Origin of the sequence: Deinococcus sp. JMULE3, from assembly GCF_013337115.1 — a bacterium.
Lineage (GTDB): Bacteria > Deinococcota > Deinococci > Deinococcales > Deinococcaceae > Deinococcus.
On record NZ_SGWE01000004.1, the window covers coordinates 2,333,233 to 2,350,136 of the forward strand.

Sequence of the window (16,904 nt, forward strand, 5' to 3'; positions counted from 1 at the left end):
CCCAGCCGAAGCTGGGGGTGCACTCCCGGTGAGGGGGGACTTACTTGAGTTCGACCTTGGCGCCAGCGGCTTCCAGCTGGCCCTTGATCTTCTCGGCTTCGTCCTTGCTGGCGCCTTCCTTCAGCACGCCGCCCTTCTCGCTCATGTCCTTGGCTTCCTTGAGGCCCAGGCCGGTGATGGCGCGGATTTCCTTAATGACGTTGATCTTGCTCGCGCCGGCGTCCACCAGGACGACGTCGAACTCGGTCTTCTCTTCGGCGACGGGGCCGGCAGCGGCGGCGGGGCCGGCGGCGACGGCGGCGGTGACGCCCCAGGTTTCCTTCAGACCGTCGATGAGGTCCGCGAGTTCCATGATGGTGAGGGTGCCGAGCTGGTCGATCAGAGCCTGTTTGTCGTAAGCCATGTTGTATTCCTCCGGAATTGAAGTGGGTGGTGCGTGCCTGGGCTCAGCCCGGGCAGGAAGGCAGGTTTAGGCCTGGCCTTCGAGTTTTTCTTTGTACGCTTCGAGGATGCCCACGAAGTTGCTGAGGTGGGCGCTGAGCACGCCGACCAGTTCGCCCTGCAGGCTCTGCTTGCTGCCGAGGCTGGCGAGACGTTCCACAACTTTCACGTCCACGCGGTTGCCTTCGACGAAGCCGGCTTTCACGGCGGGGATGCCCTTGTCGTTGCCCTTGGCGGCGTCGCTGAGGGCCTTGGCCACTCCGGCGGGGTCGTCCTGAGCCACGACGATGGCGCTGGGGCCTTTCAGGGCGTCCGTGAAGTCACGGCCGCTGTCCTGGAGGGCCAGGTTGATCAGGGTGTTCTTGGCAACGATGAGCTGCCCGCCCTTCTCGCGGATGTCTTTGCGCAGTTTACCCAGCTGTCCGGCGGTCAGGCCCTGGTAGTCGACGACGTAGAACGTCTCGACGCCCGAGAGGCTGCCTTTCAGGCTGCTGAGGGTCTGCTGGTTCTTTTCGTTCGCCACGCAGTACCTCCTTGGTGGGAACGAGGTCCAGGTGCACGGTCGCGCCCTGGCAACTCGGCGGGCTGTTTAAACCTGGCAAGGGTCCCCGCTGTCTTTGGTGCCTGAGAAGAAACGGATTGGAAAGGTGCGAGGTGCACCGGGGTGCCGATAAGAAGTGCCGACGGGTGAAGGTTGATGGTCAATGGATGGTGCTGTCAACCATCAACCTTCGCCGGTCAGCGGTCCTGCTTAGGCGTTGCTGCCGCCGCTGAGGGTCAGCTGGATGCTGGGGCCCATGGTGGTGGTCAGGTACGCGCTGCGCAGGAACACGCCCTTGGCGCTGCCGGGCTTGGCGGCTTCCAGCGCACTGATCAGCGCGCTGTAGTTGGCGCTGAGGTTGCCGGGTTCGAAGCTGGCCTTGCCGATGGGGGCGTGCACGACGCCGGTCTTGTCGTTACGGAACTCGATGCGGCCGGCCTTGAGGCCCTTGACCATACCGGTCACGTCGGGGCCGACGGTGCCGCTCTTGGGGTTGGGGAGCAGGCCGCGGGGCCCGAGCAGACGCGCGAGCTTCTGGCCGACCTGGGCCATCATGTCGGGGGTGGCGACGACGGCGTCGAAGTCCATGAACCCACCGGCGATGCGTTCGATCAGCTCGTCGCTGCCGACCACGTCGGCGCCAGCGGCCTCGGCGGCCTGCACGTTGTCACCCTTGGTGATCACGGCGACGCGCACGGTGCGGCCGGTGCCGTGGGGCAGCGCGACGGTGCCACGCACGTTCTGGTCGCTCTTGCGGGGGTCGATGCCCAGACGGAAGTGCACTTCGACGGTCTCGTCGAACTTCGCGCTGGCGATGTCCTTGACCAGCGCGGCGGCCTCGTCGATGGTGTACTGCTTGCTGCGGTCGACCTTGGCGGTCAGCGCCTGGTAACGCTTGCCGTGCTTAGGCATTGGGGGCCCCCTCGATGGTCACGCCCATGGAGCGGGCGGTGCCGGCGACGGTGTTCGCGGCGGCTTCGATGCTGCCCGCGTTCAGGTCAGGCATCTTGGTCTTGGCGATTTCCAGGACCTGATCCCAGTTCAGCTTGCCGACCTTGGCCTTGTTGGGGGTCGCGCTGCCCTTGGCCAGACCTGCGGCCTTGCGGATCAGGTAGCTCATGGGAGGGGTCTTGGTGATGAAGGTGAAGGAGCGGTCGGCGTAGATGGTGATCTCGACGGGGATGATCGCGTCACCCTTGTCGGCCGTCTGCGCGTTGAACGCCTTCGTGAACTCCATGATGTTCGCGCCGTACTGACCGAGCGCGGGACCCACGGGGGGGGCCGGGGTGGCCTTGCCCGCCGGGAGCTGCAGTTTGACAAGCCCTGCGACTTTCTTCATGTGGTGCCTCCTTAGCTCCCCCGGTCTGGTGCCGTATGTGGCCCGGACGGGGTGCTGGCGCTAAGTTCTGCGTCGTTCCTGGGCCGGAGTGATCTCTGGCCTGGACCGCACAGCAACTTTTTCAGTGTACTGCCTGCGCCGCACTTTTACCAGTAGGGTGCGGGTGGGTGCGGGCATGGGTGTTACTTGGCGACCTGACCGAAGTCGAGTTCCACCGGGGTCTCGCGGCCGAAGATGCTGACGAGCACCTTGACCTTCGCCTGGGGAATGTTGACCTCGCTGATGACGCCGCTGAAGTCCGCGAACGGACCGCCCGTGACGCGCACCATGTCCCCGGCCTTGAAGTCCACCTTGACCTTGGGGGCCTCTTCCTGCACGGGCTGCGTGGCGACGCCGACGCTGGCCAGCAGGCGCTGGACTTCCTCGTGCGACAGGGGCACGGGGCGGGTGGCGGTGCCGACGAAGCCGGTCACGCCGTTGGTGCCGCGCACGACTTCCCAGGACTCGCCCAGTTCGCCGGGCGCGTCGTCATCCTCGACGTCCATCTGCACGAAGACGTAGCCGGGGAACAGCTTGCGCGTGACCTCGACCTTCTTGCCGCCCTCCTGCAGTTCGACCGCCTTCTCTTCCGGCTGGATGACCTGGAAGATCTTGGTGCCGCGCATGCCGAGCTTGGCCGCGCGTTCCATCAGGTGCTGCTGCACGCGGTCTTCCTGACCGACGTAGGTGTGCACGGCGTACCATTCGATACTCATGACAGCACCAGCCGGATCAGGTTCCCGAACAGCAGGTCGAGGGCGTACACGATCAGGGTGAGGGCGACGACGAAGATCAGCACGGCCTGCGTGCCTTCCAGCACCTGCTGGCGGGTCGGCCACGACACGCGCGAGAGTTCAGCGCGGGAGTCGCGGAAGTACTGAATCAAGTTCATGCATTCACCTGCGGGAGAAAAAGGCGTGGAACGAACCGGCGACGGGCCCCCCAGGCAAGCCGGAGGGCCGGGGCAGGATCAGACCTTCTTCTCTTTGAAGACCACGTGCTTCTTGGCGACGGGGTCGTACTTGCGCAGTTCCATCTTCGCCTGGGTGTTGCGGCGGTTCTTGGTGGTCGTGTAGTAGAAGCCGGTGCCGGCGCTGCTTTCCATTTTCACGATGATGCGGGGGCCGTCTTTCGCCATGAGATGCTCCTTCGCAGAGGGCCGGTCTCCCCACGCGGGGGTCGCGGCGTGTCTGCTCCCAGCCACCCCGGAGCGGTCTCCGGAGAGGTCCTCGCCCGCACGGTGGCGGGGTCGGACACGCTGGTAAAAGCCCGCCTTCTGGCGGGCAACATTCGAATTATAGGGAGTCCGGGGGCAGGTGTCCACTGTGCCCAGGACACCTGTCGGAAAAACGCCGACGCCACGCCGGTTTTCCGTGCCGCTTCCTGCCTGGGATGCGGCCGTCACCCGGAAGGCGACCCAGGCGGGACAGCGAAAAGGTGAAAGGGGGAGACCCGCAGGCCTCCCCCTTTCCGCGTCAGCGGGTCTCGATTACTCGATGACCTTGGCGACGACGCCGGCGCCGACGGTACGGCCACCTTCGCGGATCGCGAAGCGCAGACCTTCTTCCATCGCGATCGGCTTGATCAGTTCCACCACGAACGTGATGTTATCGCCGGGCATGACCATCTCCACGCCTTCGGGCAGTTCCACCACGCCCGTCACGTCCGTCGTGCGGAAGTAGAACTGGGGGCGGTACCCGCCGAAGAACGCGCTGTGACGCCCGCCTTCGTCCTTGCTCAGCACGTACACGCTCGCTTCGAACTTCGTGTGCGGCTTGATGCTGCCGGGCTTCGCCAGCACCTGCCCGCGTTCCACGTCGTCACGCGCCACGCCGCGCAGCAGCACGCCCACGTTGTCGCCCGCCATGCCGCTGTCCAGCAGCTTGCGGTGCATTTCGATCCCGGTCACGGTGGTCTTCTTCGTGTCGCGCAGACCGATGATTTCCACTTCGTCCTGGACCTTCACGACGCCACGTTCCACGCGGCCGGTCGCCACGGTGCCACGACCGGTGATCGTGAACACGTCTTCGACGGGCATCAGGAAGGTCTTGTCGGTGGCGCGCTCGGGGGTGGGGATGTAGCTGTCCACCGCGTCGAGCAGTTCCCAGATGCGGTCAACCCAGTTGTTCTCGCCGCGGGCGGTCTTGGGGTTGGCCTGCAGGGCTTCGAGGGCCTGCAGCGCGCTGCCCTTGATGACGGGCAGGTCGTCGCCGGGGAACTCGTACTTGCTCAGCAGTTCACGGACTTCCATTTCGACGAGCTCGAGGAGTTCTTCGTCGTCGACCATGTCCACTTTGTTCATGAACACGACGATGTAGGGCACGCCGACCTGACGGGCGAGCAGGATGTGCTCGCGGGTCTGGGGCATGGGGCCGTCAGCGCTGGACACGACGAGGATGGCGCCGTCCATCTGGGCGGCTCCGGTGATCATGTTCTTGACGTAGTCGGCGTGGCCGGGGCAGTCAACGTGGCTGTAGTGGCGGGTGGGGGTGTTGTATTCGACGTGGGCGGTGTTGATGGTGATGCCGCGGGCCTTTTCTTCGGGGGCCTTGTCGATCTGGTCGTAGGCCAGCTTTTCGATGGTGGGGTCCATCGCGGCGGCCGTGAAGGTGATCGCGGCGGTCAGGGTGGTCTTGCCGTGGTCGACGTGACCGATGGTGCCCACGTTCACGTGGGGCTTGGTGCGCTCGAACGTTCCTTTAGCCATGAGTGTGTCCTCCTGAGAGTGGACTGCCCGCTGTGCAGGCAAGCCTTGCCAGTGTACAGGGCCGCCGCGTGAACGCAAAGAGGGTTCCCCGCGTGAGGGTTCCTTGATTTTCAGCGGTCGGTCCGGAATGGGGGCCTAGAGAAGAGGCGCGACCCACAAGAGGCCGCGCCATGTTGGAGCTTCTGGTCGGGATTGAACCGACGACCTCTCCCTTACCAAGGGAGTGCTCTACCACTGAGCTACAGAAGCGTTGGGGGGTGAGAAAGCGGGAAACGAGACTCGAACTCGCGACATTCAGCTTGGGAAGCTGACGCTCTACCAACTGAGCTATTCCCGCGTGATCGTGGTGGGCAGGGGCGGATTCGAACCGCCGTACACTTACGTGAACAGATTTACAGTCTGTCGCCTTTAACCACTCGGCCACCTACCCGTATTGTACCCACTGTTTCGCCTTTCTCAAAGCGCACGTTCAGCCGTGTGGTGCGGATGATCGTGTGTGAAGCCACCCAGGAGAATCGAACTCCCAACCTTCCGATTACAAGTCGGGTGCTCTACCAGTTGAGCTAGGGTGGCACCGTTCCTGTCTGAAAGCGCTGGAACGAGTTCCGGCCTCTGGATGCGGTCGCTGCGGCGCTTTTCGGCGCGTTCACTTCCGGCTGTGAATAGTAGCAGTCACCCCCCAGGGTGTCAATCACCTCACCGTTCGCCCCCTGAACCGGCCACGCCGCCCCCACCCGGACCACCTCGTCGGACCGCCCCGGCGCTGTCCCCTTGAGCGTTTGCTCAGGCAGGCACAGGTATGCGCCACATGGCGCATTCGGCCGGGCCGCTGCGGGCGTATCCTCGCCTGCGCACCGGCCATTTTCCGGCCGCTGGACCACCCCACCAGCTCCGCCCTCCCCCCGCCTCAGGAGGCACCTTCCTTGGACAGTTTCCGCTCCCTGCTCCCGTACCTGCGCCTGCACACCCGCCAGTACGTGATCGGGCTCATCGCCGTGGTCATCGCCACCGCCGTGAACCTGCTGCCGTACTACCTGATCCGCCTGACCATCGACGGCCTGACCGGGCAGGTGGACGGCAACGCCGCCACGCCCGGCATCACTGCCGCCACCGCCGGGCTGTACGCCCTGGGCGTCGTCGCCGCTGCCCTGACCGCCGGTTTCTTCATGCTGGTCATGCGCCGCAACATCGTCGTGGCGTCCCGCCAGTCCGAGTACGAGATCCGCCGCGACCTGTTCGGGCACCTGCAGACCCTCGACAAGCCCTACTACGACCGCGCCCGCACCGGCGACCTGATGAACCGCCTGACCGGCGACCTGAACGCCGTGCGCGAGATGCTGGGCTTCGGCGCGTGGCAGATCGTGAACATCGTCGCGGGCTTCGTGTCGGCCTTCGCGGTCATGTTCAGCCTCAGCTGGCGCCTGACGCTGATCGTCGTGGCGATCGTGCCGGTCATCGTGGGCGTCCTGACGTACCTCGCGCGGCAGATCAACGTCCGCCACCGCCTCGCGCAGGAACAGAACTCGCTGATCTCCGCCAAGGCGCAGGAGAACTTCAGTGGCGCCCGCATCGTCAAGGGCTACGCCATCGAGGACCGCGAGATCGACGACTACCGCGCCATGAACCTCGAACTGCTGCGCCGCAACATTGCCCTGACCAAGGTGGACGGCCCGCTGCGCTCCTTCATGAGCCTGCTGCTGGGCCTCGCGTTCGGGCTGATCCTGCTCGTCGGGGGCCGCCTGATCCTCGAACCCGGCAGTACCTTCACGGTCGGGATGTTCGTGCAGTTCGTCGGCACGCTGGAACGCCTGACCTTCCCCATGCTGATGATCGGCTGGATCACCAGCATCACCCAGCGCGGGCTGGCCTCCTGGCTGCGCCTCAAGGAGATCCTCGACGCGCAGCCGCTCGTGCGGGACGAACCCGGCCGCACCGACCCCAACATCCGCGCGCTGCAGGGTGACCTCAGCTTCGAGAACGTCACCCTGAAGTACGGGCAGACGACCGTCCTGAACGGCGTGAACCTGCACGTGCCCGCCGGGACGTTCCTGGGCATCACCGGCCCCACCGGCAGCGGCAAGACCCTGCTGGGCCAGCTGCTGACCCGAGCCATGGACCCCACGAGCGGCACCGTCCGCCTCGACGGCCACGACCTGCGCAGCGTCCCCCTGAGCGTCCTGCGCGACGCGATCAGCGTCGTCCCGCAGGAACCCTTCCTGTTCGGCGACAGCATCGCCAACAACATCGGCTTCGGCATCGAGGCCCGCGACCTGCCCAGCGTACCCACCGGCGTCAGCGTGGTCGGCGCGCCCCCACCCGACGACATCCCCCAGACGCCCGACCCGGCCCGCGTGCGCGACGCCGCCCGACTGGCGGGCCTGCTCGGCGACGTGGAGGACTTCCCGCAGGGCTTCGACACCATGCTCGGCGAGCGCGGCGTCACCCTCAGCGGCGGGCAGCGGCAGCGCACTGCCATCGCCCGCGCCATCGTGCGTGAACCCGCCATCCTGATCCTCGACGACTCGCTGAGCGCCGTGGACACCGAGACCGAACGCCGCATCGTGGACGGCCTGCGCGAGGTCAGCCAGGGCCGCACCGTCATCCTGATCGCCCACCGCGTCAGCACCCTGCGCCACGCCGACCAGATCGTCGTGCTCGAGGAGGGCCGCGTGACCGAACAGGGCAGCCACGACGACCTGCTCGCCCAGAACGGCCACTACGCGCAGCTGGAACGCCTCCAGCGCCTCGCCAGCGATCTGGACAGCGACGACGACGCCATCGCCGACCCGGAAGCCGCCGCCGACCAGCTCGAACATCAGAAGGTGAACCGATGACCCGCCCCGATACCGACGCCTACCAGAAGGGCTTCGACGCGCAGCTCGTGCGGCGCATCCTGCACTACGTCCGCCCCTACCTCCCGCTCGTGATCGGCGGCGTGCTGCTGGCCCTGCTGATCTCACTGGCCTCCCCGCTGTTCGCCCTGATCCAGCGGCACGCCATCGACGCGTACCTCTCGCCGCTGGCCCAGGGGCAGGCCACCAGCCGCGACGCGCTGATCAGCGGCCTGACCACCACCGCCCTGGCCTACATGGGCCTGAAAGTCGTGGAATTCGCCCTGCAGTACGGCTTCATCCTGACCATCGGCTACCTGGGCCAGAACGTCCTGCGTGACATCCGCGCCGACGTGTTCAGCAAACTGCAACGCCTGCACCTCGCGTACTTCGACCAGAACCCCGTCGGACGCCTGATCACCCGAGTCACCAGCGACGTGGACGCCATCAACCAGTTCATCACCGGCGGCCTCGTCAGCCTGATCCAGAGCACGTTTATCATCGTCGTGTACGTCGTGATCATGCTCAGCGTGAACTGGCGCCTGGCGCTGATCTCGTTCACGGTGCTGCCCGTCCTGTTCCTCGCCACCCGTTTCTTCCAGACCCGCCTGCGCGACTCGTTCCGCGTGACCCGCACCCAGCAGGCCATCGTGAACAGCAAACTGAACGAGAACATCACCGGCATGCTCACCGTGCAGCTGTTCGCCCGGCAGAAACGCAGCGCGCTGGACTTCAACCTCAGCAACCGCGCCCTGCTGAGCGCCAATGAGAACAGCGTCAAGTGGTTCTCGCTGTTCATGCCCGTCGTCGCCGTGCTCGCCCAGGTGGCCGTCGCCCTGATCCTGTACTTCGCCGCCCGGCAGATCCTCGGCGTGGACGGCGTGGTCGCCGGGGCCATCACCGTCGGGACGCTGTTCGCGTTCGTGCAGCTTTCGCAGCAGCTGTTCCAGCCCATCCAGGACCTCGCGGACGTGTTCAACAACCTGCAGGCGGCCATGGCCAGCAGCGAACGCATCTTCGGCGTACTCGACACCGAGGAAGCCATCCAGGACAAACCCGGCGCCAAGACCCTGCCGGACTTCCAGGGCCGCGTCACCTTCGACAAAGTCTGGTTCGCGTACGACCAGGACGTCACCGGCACCACCCCCGACACCGACGACCGCTGGATCCTGCGCGGCATCGACCTCGACATCCAGCCCGGCGAGAGCGTCGCCCTGGTCGGCGCGACCGGCGCGGGCAAGACCAGCGTCACCGCCCTCGTCAGCCGCTTCTACGACGTGCAGCGCGGCGCGGTGAAGGTGGACGGCGTGAACGTTCGCGACCTGCAGCAGCACGACCTGCGCAAACACGTGGGCGTCGTGCTGCAGGACGTGTTTCTCTTCGCGGGCACCATCGAGAGCAACCTCACCCTGAACAACCCCGCCATTCCCCACGAACGCGTCGTGGAAGCCTGCCGCTACGTCGGCGTGCACGACTACATCCTCAGCCTGGAGGACGGCTACCAGACCGAGGTCCGCGAACGTGGTGCCACCCTGTCCACCGGGCAGAAGCAACTGCTGGCCTTCGCCCGCGCGCTGATCCAGAACCCGGACATCCTGCTCGTGCTCGACGAGGCCACCGCCAACGTGGACACCGAAACCGAACTGCGCATCCAGGCCGCGCTGGAACGCGTCATGCGCGGCCGCACCAGCATCATCATCGCGCACCGCCTCAGCACCATCGAACACTGCGACCGGATCGTCGTCATGCGCAAGGGCCGCATCGTCGAACAGGGCAGCCACCGCCAGCTGCTCGACAAGGGCGGCTACTACGCCAAACTCCACCGCCTCCAGTACGCGCAGGGCGACGCCGCCGACTGACACGGAGGGGTGTGGGACGTGGGCTGTGGGTTGTAGGAGGATCTTTTCCCACAACCCACAGCCCACAACCTATTACCCCCTACAGGTACGCCAGCGCCCAGTCCCGCGCGCCGTGATCCAGCCCGGCGCGCAGCAGCGCGAGCCCATCCGGCACGGTGTCCGCGTGGTGAGGCGCGCCGTCCAGCCCCGCCTGGAACTCCTCCAGCGGCAGGCGCGTGGGCGGCATCAACGTCGCGCGCACCACGCCCCCCTGCACGTCGTAGCGCGCGGCATACACGTTCCCCTTGCGGGCATCCAGCGACACGCCCTGCACGCCGTCCCCTCCCACCAGCGCCTCCAGCGTGCTGACCCCCAGGACCGGCGCGTCCCACACCCGCCCCAGGCCAAGCGCGTAACTCGCGCCCACCCGCACGCCCGTGTACGACCCCGGCCCCGTGCCGATCACGACCGCGTCCGCCCGCAGGGGCAGTCCGGCCTGGGCGAACAGCGCCTGCACCGCGCCCGGCAGCAACTCCGCGTGCGCGCGGTCCACCTCACGCGACACCCCCAGCGACCCGCCCGGCCACACCAGCGCCAGCGTCAGCCACGGCGTCGCCGTGTCCAGCGCCAGGGTCACATCCGGCTTCAGGGAGACAGGGGCAGCGTGCTCAGTCATCGCCGGGCATTGTAGAGGCTGGATTTGGGGCAACCGTCACCGCGCGGCGATCTGACCGAGTCGCGCGGTGGTTTCAATTAGAAGCTCCCGCGCTGGTTCCTCCTGCACCTGCGCGGCTGCTGCCTGTAAGCGTGCCAATACAGCTGGGCTCAACAGCCAAGCGCGCACCTGTGCCGTCTGAACCGGCCGATCTTCCCAATACGTCTCAAGGATCAGCTGAGCTTCGCCGTTTTCCGCGTGCAGATTCAGCCGCGCGGTGTTCATGATGTGCAACGTGGCATTCAAACTCAGGTCGCCTGCCCACTCATCCAGCAGCGCGCCCAGATCATCGAAGGCGAAAGAAGCTGCGCACAACGCGTCATCCACGGGAAAGGAGTTGAAGTTGACGGGTTCCTGCAGCGCCTGACGCCACCAGGCCAGGACGAAGTGGCACACCGAATTGAACTCTGGTTCAGGCCAACTCCGTAATCCAGTTTGATTAGCCCTGTGCAGCACAGCGGTCGTTTCCTCGCGCATGGGTTTCTGGATGGCAACTTCGAGCAGGCGAGGAAGGAAATATTTGAGATCTGGCGTGGACCCATACACTGAGATCACGTTTGCAAGAACGCATCCCATCAGATCCTCGGACAGTTGACGCACCGGCAGGCTGTCGACCTCAGCCTGTTCTGCCGGATGCCAGAAATCGTGCCAGTCAGGATCAAGGTCGCGCGGCGTGTAGCGACTGAACACATCGAAGAGATGGTCGAGTGTAGTCTGCACGTCCCTGCTGAGAATTCGTCGTTCAGGCAGATCATTCAATCCCAGCGGCATGATTCATGATGCCCTGAAGGGCTGTGCTGTCCAACTGTGGTCACGAATGGGTCTCGGCGTGCATGAAGCGGCCGGTTCACCGCACGGCCGGTTGCCCCGACCCGTACTCGTTTGTCACCCCGCCGGGAACGTGATCGGGGGGCGGTGGAAAGCGGCCCGGTGGTATGCTCGATCATCATGACGAACACCGCCAGTATCGCCAAAGGACTCGAAGGCGTTCTCTTCACCGAGAGCAAACTGACGTTCATCAACGGCACCGAAGGCATCCTGACCCACCTGGGCATTCCGATTCAGGAATGGGCGGAGAACAGCACCTTCGAGGAACTGTCCCTGGCCCTCCTGAACGGCCAGCTGCCCACCGCCGCCGAGCTCGCGCAGTTCGACGCGGACCTGAAAGCCAACCGCGCCATTCCCGAAGCGCTGATCGAGATCATCAAGGGCATGCCGCGCGGCGTGCACCCCATGCAGGCGCTGCGCACCGCCGTGTCCTACCTGGGCCTGCTGGACCCGCAGTCCGAGGACACCAGCGCCGAGGCGCGGCGCGCCATCGCCACGCGCATGATCGCGCAGTTCTCCACGATCATCGCCGCGATCAACCGCGCGCAGGAAGGGCAGGACATCATCGCGCCCCGCATGGACCTGACGCACGCCGGGAACTACCTGTACATGCTCAGCGGCAAGGAACCCACCGCCGAGCAGGCCCGCCTGTTCGACATCGCCCTCGTGCTGCACGTGGACCACGGCATGAACGCCAGCACCTTCACCGCGATCGCCACCGGCAGCACCCTCTCGGACATGTACTCCTGCATCACCAGCGCCATCGGCGCCCTGAAAGGCCCCCTGCACGGCGGCGCGAACGAGGCCGTGATGGACATGCTCGACGAGGTCGGCACGCCCGATCAGGCCGAAGGCTACATCACGAAGAAGCTCGACAACAAAGAGAAGATCATGGGCGTCGGGCACCGCGTGTACAAGTACTTCGACCCCCGCAGCCGCGTCCTGCGCGACTACGCCGAGGTGGTTGCCAGCAAGGAAGGCAAGAGCAACTACTACCAGATTCTCGAGACCATCGAGAAGGTCGTCGTGGACCGGATTGGTTCCAAGGGCATCTACCCGAACGTGGACTTCTACAGCGGCACCGTGTACAGCGACCTGGGCATCAAGAAGGAATACTTCACGCCCATCTTCGCGCTGGCCCGCATCAGCGGCTGGTGCGCCAGCCTGATCGAGTACACCGGCAACAACCGCCTGCTGCGCCCCGACGCCGTGTACACCGGCGCCACCGACGCGCACTACGTGCAACTCCAAGACCGCCAGTAACCGGCAGGATAGAAGGGGGCAGGCTGACCCGCGTGGGTTGGCCTGCCCCTCTGCCTGTTCCGTTCCTGCCGCCTACGCGCAGATCGGTTCGACCACCCACGCCCCGTAATGATTCACGAAGTGCGCCCCGGCCCCCCGGAACGCCTGCGCCACGTCCGGCAGGCGGCCCGGCTGATCCGACACGTCCACACTCAGGAGAATCTCGCCCCAGCCGAGCGCCTCCACGTAACGCTCCACATGCACGCGCTCGTCGGTCGCGCCCTGCATCAGCCGCAGCAGCTGCGCCCACAACCCGTGCCGCCGCCCGTCGGCGTCCAGCGCCGCCACGCCGTCCTCACCCATCAGCAGCTGCACCGACTGATCCCCCAGTCCCAGCGCCAGCAGCCGCGACGTGCACGCCTGCACGCCGTCCAGCGACCGGAACAGTCCGTACACCCGGCCCCGGCTGAGCATCGTGAAATGCATCGCGCCCGCCCGCGCCGCCCGACCTCGACCCTGCACGCCTCTGGTCATGCCCATCACCTCATGACTGCCGCTGCCCACCCGAGCAGCACCACGTTCCGGCGACCACCCACCGCGCCAACCGTCAGTTCAGGCCCCCACCGTACGCCGCCCGGACCACGCGGAATAGGCCCGAGCATACGGAAAGAGCCACGGGCACCGGCGCGCCCGTGACCCCGACGAAGCGTTACGCGCTCAGGCCACGGCTGCCGTGCAGGGTGCGTTCCACCGTCTCGGTGACTTCCTGCTCGAAGCGGCGCAGGTGCTCGCGCAGGCGGTCCAGTTCCGCCACGCCCAGATCCGCCAGCCACAGCACGCTGCGGCCCAGCACCGCGAACGTCAGCGGCGCGTCCTCATCCGCGTCCTCGTCCGGGTCCACCGGGTCGAGGTTCAACATCCCGTAGTCCAGGCCCTGATTCATCAGGTTCATGCCCATCAGGATGTCCGGCAGGCTGTCCTCCTCGACGTACAGGTCCAGGTCCAGGTGCAGGCGCACGATCACCCCGCCCTGCGGATCAGCCTCCGCGAACATCGCCACGCGCGTGTCCCCGTCCTGGATCAGCGCGCCGTCCTCGACCGCCTCGACAGTCAGGCCGCTCTGTTGCAGCGCCGCCATGATCCGCTGCAGTTCCGACTGGGATGCTGTCATGCGCCGGAGTATAGAGCCCACGCAAGCCCGGGACGGTCACGGGGTCCACGGTCCGGTGGGGAGATGGGTGATGGTTGAAGGTCGATGGAGGGGGAAAGATCCATCAACTTTCAACCATCACCCTGAACCCCTCTCAGGCGTGGTACAGCCATACGCCGTGCGCCTCGTTCCAGGTGCGGTACAGCTGCCCCAGCAGGCGCAGGTGCTCCACGTGCGCCAGGGTCTCGGCCAGGGCGAAGCGGCGACCCGAGACGTTCAGGTCACGCGGGAACATCGCCAGGGATAGCTCGTACGCGCTGCGGGGTTCGCGGGCCGCCTCTGCTGCCATGAAGTCCAGCCGCTCGTGGTGATGGGCGCGCAGTTCGCGCGCGCGGGCCTGCACGCCGGTCATGACCGGCCCGTGGTGGCCCACCACCGCCCGCGCCGGGTTCAGTGCCTCCAGTTTCCCCAGCGTCTGCAGGTAGTCGCCCAGCGGGTCGGGTCGGGTGTACGCGTACAGGCCCACGTTCGGACTGATGCGCGGCAGGATCGCGTCCCCGGCGATCAGCACGCCGTCGTGCTCATTCCAGAGGCCCAGGTGCCCGTCCGCGTGACCGGGCAGCCACAGCACCTCCCACGGCTGCCCGGACAGTTCCACGTGCTGCCCCTCGCGCAGCGGCTGCACGCGCGACGCCGGATGCACCCGCTCGCGGCCCCGGCGGTTGTCGGCGCCCATGCTGCCTAACGACTCTGGCGGCAGACCGTGATCGCGCATGTGCTTCAGGTGCCCCGGCAGCCACTCCTCCCACAGGTGCCAGTACCGCTCGCCGCGCCCGATCTCCACGTCCAGCATCTGCACCTGCGCGCCGCTGCGTTCCTCCACGACGCCCGCCAGCCCGTAGTGGTCCGGGTGGTGATGCGTGATGATCAACCGGTCCACGTCCGGCCAGTGCAGGCCCAATGCTGCCAGTCCGTCCTCCAGCGCCGCGCGGGCCTCGGGCGTGTCCAGCGCGCAGTCGATCATCGTGACCGGCCCACCCGCCGGGCGGTCCAGCAGCACCGTCACGTACTTCATCGGGTACGGAATCGGCACCTGCAGGGCGTGAAGGTCACCCAGAACATGGGTCAGCAGTGGCGCGTCCGTCATGCCGCCGAGCGTACCACCACGCCCGCCCGGCACGGGAAACCCTGACAGGAACAACAAAAAAGGGAGGCCAGGCGGCCCCCCCGGAAGATTCAACCGTTTACGGCAGTTTGCAGGCGTACGCACCCGCCACGGTCTCGCAGATCACCGGACTGACCCTGTCCGCCGTGACCCGCACCAGCAGGTTCTGCGCCGCCAGACGCCGGTCACGCGGCACCACGTTCAACGCCACCACACCCGGCCGCAGCGCCAGATCCAGCCCCACACCCGGCTCCACCACGCCCGCAGGTCGCCGCTCGATGAGCAGGTCCGCCGGCACATCACTGCGCACCGACAACGTCCCCGTGATGGGCCGCAACGTCACGTTGACGCGGTTCACGCTGTCCCCCGCGATCTCCACGCGCTGCGTGACAGTCTTGAACCCACTCCGCGACACCTCCACCGACACCTGACCCTCCGGCAGATCCGGCACGCTCAGCGGCGCCACCCCCACCCGCACGCCATTCACCCGCACGAGCGCGTCCCCGACATTCGACGTGACGTCCAGCGTCCCGAACCGCACCACGCGGTACACCGTCGTCCCCACCGTGTACGCCCCGGCAGGCAGCGCGCGCGCCGCCGCCTCCACCACCCGCGACACGTCCGACACGCTGCGCGCCCCGGCCGCCGCGTCCAGCGGCATCGGCTGCAGGCTGGCCACCGTGAACACCTGCGTGAAGCCCACCGTCGCCGGCAGCGGTGCGGGGACCACCTCACCCGGACGGGTCTGCACCGTCGGCAGCACCAGCGCCCCACCCTGCGCGGGCAGCACCACCGACGTCACGAACGCCGCCCGGTCCGTCCCCACCAGCAGCGACCCCGGCCCCGGCGCGCGGTACAACGCCTCCTCACCCGTCACCGGCTGCACGGCCCGCGACCCCGGCGCCACCGTCAGACGCACCTGCGCGCCCGGCTGCGCCCTAAGCGGCGCCGGAACACACCCACTGAGCAACCCCGCCAGGACCAGCCCGGCGCCCACCACACCACGTTTCATATGACCAGGGTAAGACACGCGCGTGACCCGCACCTGACCGTCCTCACACTCCGGCACCCACAGGCAGGGGCGGGGGCCGCAACCCACCCGCCCCCACCCGGCCTGGATTACACCAGACCGGTGACTTCCTGCTCGCGCCGCTCGGTCAGCGGAATCACCGAGGGACCAGCCGGACCCTGCGGACCCTCGGGACCCTGCGGCCCCACCGGACCCGTATCGCCCTTGTCCCCCTTCGGCCCCTGGATCCCCTGCGGACCCTGCGCGCCCGTATCACCCTTCGCGCCGGTCGCACCCTGCGGCCCGACCGCGCCCGTCGCCCCGGTCGCCCCGGTCTCACCCTTGATGCCCTGCGGCCCGATGGGACCCGCCGGACCAGTCAGACCGATCGGGCCGACAGGACCGATAGCGCCCGTGTCGCCCTTGATGCCCTGCGGTCCGATGGGACCGGTGAGACCGATGGGACCGGTCAGGCCGATGGGGCCGACCTCACCCTTGATGCCCTGCGGCCCGATGGGACCAGCGGGACCGGTGAGACCGATGGGGCCGACAGGACCGACCGCGCCCGTGTCGCCCTTGACGCCCTGCGGTCCGATGGGACCGGTGAGACCGATGGGACCGGTCAGGCCGATGGGACCGACCTCACCCTGGATACCCTGCGGCCCGATCGGACCGGTGAGACCGATAGGACCCGTCAGGCCGATCGGGCCGACCAGACCCTGGATGCCCTGCGGGCCGATGGGACCAGTGGGACCGGTGAGACCGATGGGGCCGACAGGACCGACAGCGCCCGTGTCGCCCTTGATGCCCTGCGGTCCGATGGGACCGGTGAGACCGATAGGACCTGTCAGGCCGATCGGGCCGACCTCACCCTGGATGCCCTGCGGGCCGATGGGACCAGCGGGACCGGTGAGACCGATGGGGCCGACAGGACCGACAGCGCCCGTGTCGCCCTTGACGCCCTGCGGCCCGATCGGACCGGTGAGACCGATAGGACCCGTCAGGCCGATCGGACCAACGGGACCCACGGCGCCGGTTGCGCCGGTGTCACCCTTGGCT

The 16,904-nt window shown here is 67.0% G+C and carries 18 protein-coding genes and 4 tRNA genes; 3 read left to right on the plus strand and 19 right to left on the minus strand.

Features of this window, described 5'->3' with window-relative positions; genetic code table 11:
- Positions 1-40 precede the first annotated feature (40 nt).
- The 12 genes from rplL to EXW95_RS14200 form a co-directional block, all read right to left on the minus strand.
- A complete protein-coding gene (gene rplL, locus EXW95_RS14145) occupies positions 41-403 on the minus strand; it encodes a 50S ribosomal protein L7/L12 (RefSeq protein ID WP_174367989.1) in 363 nt (120 codons plus the stop codon).
- 66 nt (positions 404-469) lie between these two features.
- A complete protein-coding gene (gene rplJ / locus EXW95_RS14150; RefSeq protein WP_119673067.1) occupies positions 470-964 on the minus strand; it encodes a 50S ribosomal protein L10 in 495 nt (164 codons plus the stop codon).
- Positions 965-1,192: 228 nt separating this feature from the next.
- The gene (rplA, locus tag EXW95_RS14155; protein ID WP_058977761.1) at positions 1,193-1,894 is read right to left on the minus strand and encodes a 50S ribosomal protein L1; all 702 of its coding nucleotides are present in this window, start codon (positions 1,892-1,894) and stop codon (positions 1,193-1,195) included.
- On the minus strand, positions 1,887-2,321 hold the full coding sequence (gene rplK / locus EXW95_RS14160) for a 50S ribosomal protein L11 (protein WP_046844262.1): 435 nt from the start codon (positions 2,319-2,321) through the stop codon (positions 1,887-1,889). Before rplK ends, rplA begins: the two co-directional genes overlap by 8 nt.
- A gap of 182 nt (positions 2,322-2,503) precedes the next feature.
- The gene (gene nusG, locus EXW95_RS14165; RefSeq protein WP_058977759.1) at positions 2,504-3,076 is read right to left on the minus strand and encodes a transcription termination/antitermination protein NusG; all 573 of its coding nucleotides are present in this window, start codon (positions 3,074-3,076) and stop codon (positions 2,504-2,506) included.
- The gene (gene secE / locus EXW95_RS14170) at positions 3,073-3,252 is read right to left on the minus strand and encodes a preprotein translocase subunit SecE (protein ID WP_046844264.1); all 180 of its coding nucleotides are present in this window, start codon (positions 3,250-3,252) and stop codon (positions 3,073-3,075) included. The genes nusG and secE overlap by 4 nt, the downstream gene beginning before the upstream one ends.
- Positions 3,253-3,330: 78 nt before the next feature.
- Positions 3,331-3,498: a 50S ribosomal protein L33 gene (gene rpmG, locus EXW95_RS14175; RefSeq protein WP_022800165.1), complete on the minus strand. Its 168-nt coding sequence runs from the start codon at positions 3,496-3,498 to the stop codon at positions 3,331-3,333.
- A 351-nt stretch (positions 3,499-3,849) separates the two neighbouring features.
- Positions 3,850-5,067, minus strand: coding sequence for an elongation factor Tu (gene tuf, locus EXW95_RS14180; RefSeq protein WP_046844266.1), 1,218 nt, complete (start codon positions 5,065-5,067; stop codon positions 3,850-3,852).
- A 174-nt stretch (positions 5,068-5,241) separates the two neighbouring features.
- Positions 5,242-5,316 (minus strand) — tRNA-Thr (locus EXW95_RS14185).
- 15 nt (positions 5,317-5,331) lie between these two features.
- Positions 5,332-5,404, minus strand: a tRNA-Gly gene (locus tag EXW95_RS14190).
- 7 nt (positions 5,405-5,411) lie between these two features.
- Positions 5,412-5,497, minus strand: a tRNA-Tyr gene (locus EXW95_RS14195).
- Between the two features lie 70 nt (positions 5,498-5,567).
- Positions 5,568-5,640, minus strand: a tRNA-Thr gene (locus EXW95_RS14200).
- A gap of 350 nt (positions 5,641-5,990) precedes the next feature.
- Between EXW95_RS14200 and EXW95_RS14205 the strand changes: the two genes are divergently transcribed.
- Both EXW95_RS14205 and EXW95_RS14210 read left to right on the plus strand, forming a co-directional pair.
- Positions 5,991-7,901 (plus strand): ABC transporter ATP-binding protein, encoded by a 1,911-nt coding sequence (locus tag EXW95_RS14205; RefSeq protein WP_174367990.1) that lies wholly within the window; start codon positions 5,991-5,993, stop codon positions 7,899-7,901.
- Positions 7,898-9,757 (plus strand): ABC transporter ATP-binding protein, encoded by a 1,860-nt coding sequence (locus EXW95_RS14210; RefSeq protein WP_174367991.1) that lies wholly within the window; start codon positions 7,898-7,900, stop codon positions 9,755-9,757. Before EXW95_RS14205 ends, EXW95_RS14210 begins: the two co-directional genes overlap by 4 nt.
- 79 nt (positions 9,758-9,836) lie before the next feature.
- On the opposite strand, the gene tsaB is transcribed toward EXW95_RS14210, so the two are convergent.
- Both tsaB and EXW95_RS14220 read right to left on the minus strand, forming a co-directional pair.
- A complete protein-coding gene (tsaB, locus tag EXW95_RS14215) occupies positions 9,837-10,412 on the minus strand; it encodes a tRNA (adenosine(37)-N6)-threonylcarbamoyltransferase complex dimerization subunit type 1 TsaB (protein ID WP_174367992.1) in 576 nt (191 codons plus the stop codon).
- 36 nt (positions 10,413-10,448) lie between these two features.
- Positions 10,449-11,222, minus strand: coding sequence for a hypothetical protein (locus tag EXW95_RS14220; RefSeq protein WP_174367993.1), 774 nt, complete (start codon positions 11,220-11,222; stop codon positions 10,449-10,451).
- A 177-nt stretch (positions 11,223-11,399) separates the two neighbouring features.
- Between EXW95_RS14220 and EXW95_RS14225 the strand changes: the two genes are divergently transcribed.
- Positions 11,400-12,542, plus strand: coding sequence for a citrate/2-methylcitrate synthase (locus EXW95_RS14225; protein WP_174367994.1), 1,143 nt, complete (start codon positions 11,400-11,402; stop codon positions 12,540-12,542).
- 72 nt (positions 12,543-12,614) lie between these two features.
- Here EXW95_RS14225 and EXW95_RS14230 read toward each other — a convergent pair whose 3' ends face one another.
- The 5 genes from EXW95_RS14230 to EXW95_RS21185 form a co-directional block, all read right to left on the minus strand.
- Positions 12,615-13,055, minus strand: coding sequence for a hypothetical protein (locus tag EXW95_RS14230; protein ID WP_174367995.1), 441 nt, complete (start codon positions 13,053-13,055; stop codon positions 12,615-12,617).
- 175 nt (positions 13,056-13,230) lie between these two features.
- A complete protein-coding gene (locus EXW95_RS14235; protein ID WP_174367996.1) occupies positions 13,231-13,692 on the minus strand; it encodes a hypothetical protein in 462 nt (153 codons plus the stop codon).
- Positions 13,693-13,825: 133 nt separating this feature from the next.
- A complete protein-coding gene (locus EXW95_RS14240; RefSeq protein WP_174367997.1) occupies positions 13,826-14,818 on the minus strand; it encodes an MBL fold metallo-hydrolase in 993 nt (330 codons plus the stop codon).
- Positions 14,819-14,915: 97 nt separating this feature from the next.
- The gene (locus EXW95_RS14245; RefSeq protein WP_174367998.1) at positions 14,916-15,848 is read right to left on the minus strand and encodes a PEGA domain-containing protein; all 933 of its coding nucleotides are present in this window, start codon (positions 15,846-15,848) and stop codon (positions 14,916-14,918) included.
- Positions 15,849-15,955: 107 nt separating this feature from the next.
- On the minus strand, positions 15,956-16,873 hold the full coding sequence (locus tag EXW95_RS21185; RefSeq protein WP_217449201.1) for a collagen-like protein: 918 nt from the start codon (positions 16,871-16,873) through the stop codon (positions 15,956-15,958).
- Positions 16,874-16,904: the final 31 nt, after the last annotated feature.